Below are 9315 nucleotides of genomic sequence, written 5' to 3'. Positions count from 1 at the left end.
CATCTCAAAGGGGGAACGGACATCTCAAAGGGGGAACGGACATCTCAAAGGGGGAACGGACATCTCAAAGGGGGAACGGACATCTCAAAGGGGGAACGGACATCTCAAAGGGGGAACGGACATCTCAAAGGGGGAACGGACATCTCAAAGGGGGAACGGACATCTCAAAGGGGGAACGGACATCTCAAAGGGGGAACGGACATCTCAAAGGGGGAACGGACATCTCAAAGGGGGAACGGACATCTCAAAGGGGGAACGGACATCTCAAAGGGGGAACGGACATCTCAAAGGGGGAACGGACATCTCAAAGGGGGAACTAAAAAACTGTAAAAACGTTTAACGGTGAAGAAGCCCCTAGGCTGACAAATTGGAGCCCATGCTGTCAACCTCTCATTTGGAAAATAATTGATGAATCCCCTTGTTTTTATCCTCTTATTAGTTTCATGTACAGATGATTTCAATAGTTGCTATTCGAACAATACAATGGTTAAAATCTATCCAACGGCTCAAGCATGTGAACAATCCATGATACCGTCCACAAAAAATTTTGCATTTTCTGGACAACAAATTTTTGCCCAATGTATAGACGTCCATGCAGATTTACATCAACAAGAAGTAAAATTGATCTGGTCTGTAACAAACCGTGGAAATTTCCTGCTTAAAAGCCAAAATGAAAATAACAAGATATCTACAGTCCAGAAAGAAGGTATTTTACCAACATCGCTTCCTCTTTTGCATTCTTCTTCCACAAATCTCTTGCACAAAAAACTTTAAAAGCATAAACCCATCAGATCTCAAAAAAATAATCAATGAAAGACATGATGGATAATAAGCGAATGCAACCTTCAAAAGACCATCACACAGAGCAAAACTCTCTGCCTCAAGATCTCCCTTTAGATCCTGCTGTAGAACGAGTGAGAAAAAAACTTATGGGTTTAATGATTATTTCCGTTTTAATAACGCTTTTCCTTATTCTAACCGTACTGTTTTTAATTGTTTATAAAGTGGTCGCAACCGGATCAGCGCCAAAACAAATAGAGTTATCTTCCTCTCCCAGCAAAACCCCACACGTTATCAATCATACGCTCTCTCTACCGGAAAAAACACAGATTTTGTCGCAAAGCCTCTCAGAACACAATATTGTACTGAAAGTTTTAACCCCTGATAGACAAACAAAATTTATGATTTACAATTATCACACTGGTGCATTAATCGCCGTTCTTTCTGTTGAAACAAAAAAAGAAATATCGGAAACAATGCCTCATTAAGCAAACTAATATCACCACAAGCGCTTACATAGCATCCTTCAGGTTTAAACATTTTCCTCTGCTTCAAGATACGATCACTTGGGCGACGGCGCGTTTTTCTCTGTATCTCCTGACCTAATCTTGGAAAAGAAGAAACCTTTCTATCAACGCATTCCCATGCTTAAGCAAACTGACATCGCTTAGGAAAATTCTAATGAACGTACAAGAAAGACATCTTCTTGAGTGCAAAAATTCAACATATTAATTTAATAGTGATCATTTATTTTACATGTCGAACGAGAACCTCAAATACTGTAGGATTCTCCCCTTTCAAATCTGTTCATGAGAAACTGAATCAAAATCATTTGCTCACATATCCCAGCAAGGAAATGGATGAATAAAAATACCTCTTATGAATGATCCGGTATCAAAAGAAGAACTGTTGCAACATTGAAAATTAAAGCTATAACGCCCAGCTTACATCTTTTATTAAGCAAAGATAACCGATGGATTTCACATGATAGAATTCATGAGCACCATCGCAAAATGGGCATAAATACATTGAACAATATTAAATATAAGTGTCAATAAATAAAACAACGACATTGCGTTCTTTATACAAGAACTGTCTCTTAAAATACACGGATGTGCTTTTCTCTGTATTCCCTCACTTAAATCCCAGCAACGAGGCAATCTTGTCTGTCGACAACCTTCGTTAAGTTCCTGACACTGACCGTAAAAATTCAAAGAAAGCGCAAAAAGCTTCTTGAGCATATATAATTTACCATCATGATACCAATAACATCATCACAAGCGCTTAAACAGCACCCTTCAGGTTTAAACATTTTCCTCTGCTTCAAGATGCGACCACTTAGGCGACGGCGCGTTTTTCTCTGTATCCCCCCACTTAAATCCCAGCAACGAGGCAATCTTGTCTGTCGACATCCTTCGTTAAGTTCCTAGGACTGACCGTGAAAATTCAAAGAAAGCGCAAAAAGCTTCTTGAGCATATATAATTTACCATCATGATACCAATAACATCATCACAAGCGCTTACACAACATCCTTCAGGTTTAAACATTTTCCTCTGCTTCAAGATGCGACCACTTAGGCAACGGCGCGTTTTTCTCTGTATCCCCTTACTTAAATCCCAGCAAAGGGGCAATCTTTTCTGTCAACACCCTTCGTTAAGTTCCTAGTACTGACCGTGAAAATTCAAAGAAGCGCAAAAAGCTTCTTGAGCATATATAATTCACCATCATGATACTAATAACATCACCACAAGCGCTTAAACAGCACCCTTCAGGTTTAAACATTTTCCTCTGCTTCAAGATTGACTACTCGGCGACGGCGCGTTTTTCTCTGTATTCCCTCACCTAATCCAGGCAACGAAGAAACCTCTTTTGTTGCTGTTGATGCATCTCCATTGCTCGTGCTTTCTGCTGTTGTAAGTGAAAGCTCAAGAGATGATTCATCTTGTTGGGTCCGTACAGTACGTCGACGGGGAGAACGGCGTGTTTTTTTGACAGGTTCAACATTTTTCTCAGAGTGACAGTGCTCTTGATCCGTTTTTTCATCCGATAGAGCCTCTAAAGCATTTTCACGCGCATCCCCATTTTGCGTTTTAGCATATTGGCCATTACCATTTTTTTGCGACGGCATCTGTAATACATCTGTATCACCCTCAACAGCATCCTTTTTTTCACCGTCAAGATTTATTTCACCGCATTCTTGCTCGTTGTTTTCATCACGATTTTCATCACCACGATTTTCATCACGTCGAACTGATTGAGACATTTGTCCAGCTGCTGCTAAAATAATACGCAAATAGTGCTCGGCATGTTGTAAATAATTCTCCGACATAACACGATCACCCGCACCTTGTGCATCACGCGCAAGGCTTATGTATTTATCGGCAATTTGCTGAGCATTCCCGCGAATTTTAACATCCGGACCGCTGCTTTCATAATTGCGAGACAACGGATTAGGACCGCGACGATTATTATTGTTATTACCATTATTGTTATTATTGCGACCGCGTACCCGTCTATTTTGTTGTGGCCTCATCTTTATCCCTTTTTGGAGTGTTTGTCTTAATGTATGTCTTAATTGACTCTTCCTCATTGCATTACCTTTTGATAATGCTAATCATTTTTAACATACGGTTATCAAGCTATCCGCGTTTATTTTACTCAAACGAACCCTACTGATATTGATAAAAGCATATATTTTCTTGAAAATCACAAAACAGCAGGGAAATCGTAAATCAAAAATTCCCTCTTTCTCTGTTAAACAGCAGAAACCTAATGATGTTCACATAAAATGCCAAGTGTTTTTTTTAAAATAAACCATATTTCACTAAAAAAATAATTATCTTGTGGAAAACAAAAAGGAAAACACACATACAACACACCTGACAAAGAAAAATTCCTGCCAGAGAATATTAGAAGCTTCCTTTTTTGCTCTAAAACCACCGCTCCTAAAAACGCCGATACCCTCTACCCCCTCGTGCATTTAACTCACAAGCACTTCCATCCCAACGAGTCACTGCGCGAACCTCTTTATCCTATGATATATAGCCTCTCTTCATCGCTAAAGCAACCCCTTGCGAGCGATAATCCACGATCGCTTCACAAAACCTCTTGATTTTTATAGATAGATTAATACGAAGTATTATTCAAGCCCTATAATCACCAAGAGATTAATCTTCTTTCCTAAATAAGCCAGATACTATCAATTTCTATTTTAACCCATGGAGTTTTTAAATTAATCACAGTTTTTATTTATAACAAATTGAGCTTAAAAAGCAAAATATTTAAATACAAAAAAATATCAAATTATGAAAAAAATGACCAATATGTCACACTTTCCTAAAAATCAGCTTCTTCTCAAAAACTATCAATAAGAATGGCATAACGCATTTCCTCTCTTATCTTTTCTGATAAAGAAAACTGGAATTATAAAACAAGCACATTTGTAAACCCAGCACAGCACTTTACGCATGAAGCAGCCTTGAATGTTTATAAAAGGAATGTTTCTTTTTTACTCATTTTTGTCATTTCTATTGACTTACGCCCTCAAAGAACGAAGGTTCTCAAGTCACACTGCTCTGTCAACAATCAAAATTTTTGTAAAATTCGTACACTGAATTGATTTATAATGATCATTCATATTTTTTGTGTTGAGTAAGAAAACTTAATACCCTAGGATTTTTCATCCTCAATTTGTTTGCTATTGAATCAATCTCTTTTTCTTTCATGTTACACACGGAAAAGCCTGTGTGGAGTAAAAACGATAAAGAAAGGCTAAAAGTGCCTCTTATGAACCATCTCTAAGGCTCAAGGGCTGTCAGCAAACACCATTGAAAGCTCGCAAAGTGTAAGTGGTACTTGGGGCTTACTCTTGTTTGAAACGTAAAGATGAACATGCTCTATAAATTTTATACACTTCATGGGGGCTTTACCATTATACCCTTCACCAGAACCATTACGAAATGGATTTCCCACACCTGTTATTTCCCTTAAAAAAGCTCAACAAATCCTCCTAAAACTCCACCACGCCCCCTTAAACATTTCAAGGAGGCATCCATGCCTTATGTCGCCACATCTTAAATAAGAAGTGTGATATAACAAGATAAATAAATCAAATTGCTATTGGTCTCGAGGCAGATCGTAATTTAAGAGGTTTTTATCTTCTCATCAAAATTCGCATCCTTTTAACTTTCCGTATAAAAACTTAAAAGTAATTGCGTCTTTTGCCTTTTTTATTTTCTTTTTCATTGAGAAAACAATCGCGTAAGAGAAAATAATTTCCATCCCCAGGTCGTACCAACGTCAAACATTGTTTTTTTGCAGTATCAGAAAGCTGATCCCACATTTCACGAATAGCAAAATAGGCCTCACTTTCCAAATTAAGACAATGCTGATAGACTTCTCTTTTCATATCGGGCATAACGGAAGCAGAAATTTCCTTGCAATATACGCGCAGATCAAAAACAGGAATAACCAATTCAACGGGTGCTTGTTGTGTTATTTTTTTATGAGAAGAAAAATAACTGATCACCTTTGCAACAACAAAACACAAAATCACTACACAAAAAAGTATTATGCAAACAAAAGCAATCTTGCGATATAATCTTTTGAAATAAGCCTTTTGCCTTGCACGGATTCTTTTTTCCATAAAGATTGTACCCTTTAACATCCCAAGAGAAGCTTTTACAGCAAAAAATGATAGAAGCATCTGTATACACAATACAGGTTATAGCGGCAAACGATCAAGACTCTTATGTCAAAAGACTCTCTTTTTTTATCGTATAAAATTTTTGTGAAACACTTTTCTCATGCCCTTTATGAAAAAATAGGGATTATAATTTTCTTTCATCACCTTAAAAGACGAAGATTCTTCATCCATGCAGCTCTATAAACAATTCGTCTTCTTTAAGATATATCACATTGATTTATAAAGATTATTTATTGTTTTGCATATTGAATGAGAGACCCGAATACCATAGGATTTTTCATCCTCAATCTGTTTGCTGTTGAATCAAACTCTTTTTCTTGCATGTTACACGCGGAGCTGGCATGTGGATTAAAAACTGTACAAAAAAGGCATATACCTCTTATGAATCGTCTCACGAACCAAGGCTTTCGTAACATTGGGAGTTGGAAAAATATATGAGAATACCAACCTGCACTTTTATGAAGCATAAAGATGAGGGAGATACCTTATAAGTTTTATCCATTTCATAGGGGCTTTACCCCTATACCATTGACGAGTGTTCTTGTGAAAGGGACTTGGGAGTGGGATATCTCTTTAAAACAAGTCCGTAAATATGCAATAAATATATATTCGGAGACAAATAATATTTGGGGCATTCTGTTTTTATGTGAGAGGCATAATCCCAAAAAGACACGCGATACACAAAGGCATAAGGCATTATCTTCATTATTTAAATAATATTGCTATAGATAGTTTTGAAAATTATAAAGAAAAAAAATGATAGCACAAAGAGTGATTAATATGCCTTTATATTTTTCTCAATAAGGCTGTCTCTCTATTTCAGCAATCACTCAAATACAGCCCCCATCTGTCATACATAAAGTCTAGCTTACAAAAGCTGGAGTCACTCAGAGAGTTTTGCCCTTCTGAATCTGTAGGATTCTCATTCTTCTTTCTCTCAAACATGCTGTAGCGTTGAGATTTGATGTTGTTTGACAAGCAACAAAAAAGCTCTGTACTCTCTTAAGAAAACAACGCCTTAAGGTTACACACATAATGGATTGGAAAGATGTCCTAGCTTTTTATCAAACATGCTGTAAAACAACGAGCGTAACATATTGGCTTTTTGCTTGTCCCAAAATGTTCATCCTAATTTCTTGCCTCCAATTCCCTTGCGTCCTATGCATAAAGATCAAGTTGAAGGAAATATATGGACAACCCTGAACTCGAAAACATGAAAGGACGACGTGACAGAGTTTCGCGTTCCTTTGTCATGCAAAAGCATTAGACATTCTGAAACAAGCACACTTGCTATCTCGTAATGATTTCTTTTTTCTGCTACCGGTCAAATCCCTTTATTTAGAGAATTGGCTATCACAAGTTATGCAACAAATAGCGCTATATGCAACAAACAAAGCCTGATTTATATCCGCATGGAATCCGTTCCAGTTTACATGATTGGCTCACAAAATCCACTTGACTTTCCCCTTCTTCTTTCCCCCTCGTGGGATCTCTATCACCACAGAACAAAAAGTGATATTTTATGACGCTTTATGGACAAAATCCCCACCGCCCGAAGAGTTCATCACATGACGAAAAAACACCCCTCATATTTACCACACACAAACACTTCAATATATAAAATCTTACATGCCTTCTATCACCACACTCTCAAAAGGCAGCACGACAACAAGATAAGAAATTATTGATGTAAAACTCCAAACAAAGAAAAGAATGGACTTTCTAATCGAGATCAACAAACACTGTAAAAGACACATTTGCATTTTTGATCATGCGAGCATGTATGATAATGGACCTTCAAGTGCGCCACCATTTTACGCTTCACCCATATCACTCTCCGTCAAACAGTAACAAACATTCTTTAACTATTCAACGCCCCCCATTATAATCAACGCAAAAAAAATAAACAGATACCTGCATTTTTATTTTGAATCTTCCTTATTGGGATAAAACACTCAAGAATTTAGAGATTTCACTGCAAAACGAAATCACAAAATACAATAATGAAAAAAATATCCAAAGCCACCTCAATAATAGATATATAGCACCCCTGCTATTAAACAGAAAAAAGCCGCACCTTTAAATGGCGCGGCTTATGAATAGAGATATAATTAAAATAAAATACAAAAGAAATCAATAATAAATACTTATACACAAATCGTATAATATTGCAAGCTTTTTAATTATATTTATAAAATTTATCCAAAAAGAGTATAAATAATGACGCCTTCGTATTAATGGAAGTCATTTGCAACAACGCACTTTCTAAAATCAAAACGTATCAAATAAATCAAAATACTTTGTAGCTTTATTTCAATATCATCCATGAAAAACACACATGGTTAAAGTCCATAATTATAATAAAATCCGTTCTTTTACGCTTGTAAAAGATAATTTTTCTTAACTTGCATCCACCACTTCAAAAGACGAGGCTTCACCCAATCTGATCTATTAATAGCTCGGATTATAGCGAGGTCCATTTAGCTTTCCCACATGTGATTTACTTAAACTTAAAGCTCAACAAATAAGCCCTGCCTTAAATATTTGGCACACCTTTAAAAACACTTTTTGTGTTATTTAGGCTCTTACAAAGAGGCTTGCCTTATATCATCACACCTGAAAGGACAGTATTTACAGTATAAGCAGGATAAGACAAATCAACAACCGCTTGTACAATCTTGTTTGATAAGAAAACAAGTGAAATTTTAGCCTTCAAGCCTGCTCAAACAGTACAACATTGCTCTTCTTTATAAGAAAAGATATAATGACACGCATTTTTTTCTTATAGGAATTTTTCTGCTTTTGTTCTTGTGACAATTAAATTTTTCTTTTTATGGGATTTTTGGCAAATTAAAATTGCACTAAACTGCTTTTTTTCTCTTTTAAAAAAGCGTAGAAACAGCAAATTGTTTATAAATTTAAAATCATTGAACGCTCTATCCAAAAGCTTTTTAAAATTATTGCAAGATTTTCTATCGTCTACAAACTTCTTTTGCCACGCGTTTCTGTTTGGGCACAGCTCCTTTCTCTGTAGGCTTTAAAAACTTGCCCTTAGATTTCAATATGCGCCCTAATCTCCCCAACAACTCATGATCAACTTTCCTGCAACAACTTTTACCTTTTTTTAACATCTCAAACAGAGTGCAATTCCACACCCCACCGAAGATATAAATAAGGTGCATCTGATCTATAGCTTCAACCCATACCTATTGTTATAATCAGTTTGTTATGACCACTCTTTTCTATTTTTCCTTTTTAAACAAAGAAGAAATCCCTCTAGACTGCTCAACACCCATGTATTGACTAACATTACTGTGTATTTCTAGCGGCTCATGTGCTGTAAGTTTTGAAACAAAAGAGCTGTAGTCTATTTTTGGCGTCTCGTTTATTGGAGAAAAAAATATGTCTCCAGCGGACAATGCTTCTATTTTAAATTCTGATCCGCTCACTATACTGCTCGATGTCGTTATTCCAGCACTCACAACATTATTAATACTGTCTTGATTCTCTTTTTTCGTATTTTTTTTCTGTTCGACCTTGGTAGGATCTAGAGTATTTAATTTTTTTTCTAACGCATCCATGCGCTTTGCTAAAGCATCCATGCGCTTTAAAATTTTTGTAATATCTTCATATGCTTTCTTCAACAATGCGTTTAAAGGAGCATGTCCCATTCTTCCGCTAGCATAAAGAACCACACGAATACATTCAGGATCATCAATATCAGCAATAGAAAATGGAAAAAGTGCCATTATATTCCCCTTTTTTGATAAGCTAAACGCGTATTAAGCATTTGAATATCTTTTTCCGTTGTACGGCTCTTGCATTCCTC

6 protein-coding genes are annotated in these 9315 nt (G+C 36.5%); 3 read left to right on the top strand and 3 right to left on the bottom strand.

Features of this window, described 5'->3' with window-relative positions; genetic code table 11:
• From ACFIJ7_RS02470 to ACFIJ7_RS02460, 3 genes are all read left to right on the top strand, one after another.
• Positions 1–340 (top strand): hypothetical protein (locus ACFIJ7_RS02470; RefSeq protein ID WP_375644533.1); only part of this gene is annotated, 340 nt, incomplete at its 5' end.
• 68 nt (positions 341–408) lie between these two features.
• Complete coding sequence (locus ACFIJ7_RS02465) at positions 409–774, top strand: hypothetical protein (RefSeq protein ID WP_375635665.1); 366 nt, start codon at positions 409–411, stop codon at positions 772–774.
• Between the two features lie 44 nt (positions 775–818).
• Complete coding sequence (locus ACFIJ7_RS02460) at positions 819–1268, top strand: hypothetical protein (protein ID WP_375644543.1); 450 nt, start codon at positions 819–821, stop codon at positions 1266–1268.
• A 1287-nt stretch (positions 1269–2555) separates the two neighbouring features.
• On the opposite strand, the gene ACFIJ7_RS02455 is transcribed toward ACFIJ7_RS02460, so the two are convergent.
• From ACFIJ7_RS02455 to ACFIJ7_RS02445, 3 genes are all read right to left on the bottom strand, one after another.
• Complete coding sequence (locus ACFIJ7_RS02455) at positions 2556–3314, bottom strand: DUF4167 domain-containing protein (RefSeq protein WP_375644532.1); 759 nt, start codon at positions 3312–3314, stop codon at positions 2556–2558.
• A 1668-nt stretch (positions 3315–4982) separates the two neighbouring features.
• Entirely contained in the window at positions 4983–5426 is a 444-nt protein-coding gene (locus ACFIJ7_RS02450; protein WP_375635647.1) for a hypothetical protein, read from the bottom strand.
• Between the two features lie 3302 nt (positions 5427–8728).
• Positions 8729–9235 (bottom strand): hypothetical protein, encoded by a 507-nt coding sequence (locus ACFIJ7_RS02445; RefSeq protein WP_375635646.1) that lies wholly within the window; start codon positions 9233–9235, stop codon positions 8729–8731.
• Positions 9236–9315 lie beyond the last annotated feature (80 nt).

It is taken from the genome of Bartonella sp. MR100HLJHH (assembly GCF_042194215.1).
Classification (GTDB): domain Bacteria; phylum Pseudomonadota; class Alphaproteobacteria; order Rhizobiales; family Rhizobiaceae; genus Bartonella; species Bartonella grahamii.
The sequence above is the reverse complement of the archived record's forward strand: the minus strand, read 5'-3'. Positions and strand labels throughout refer to the sequence as shown.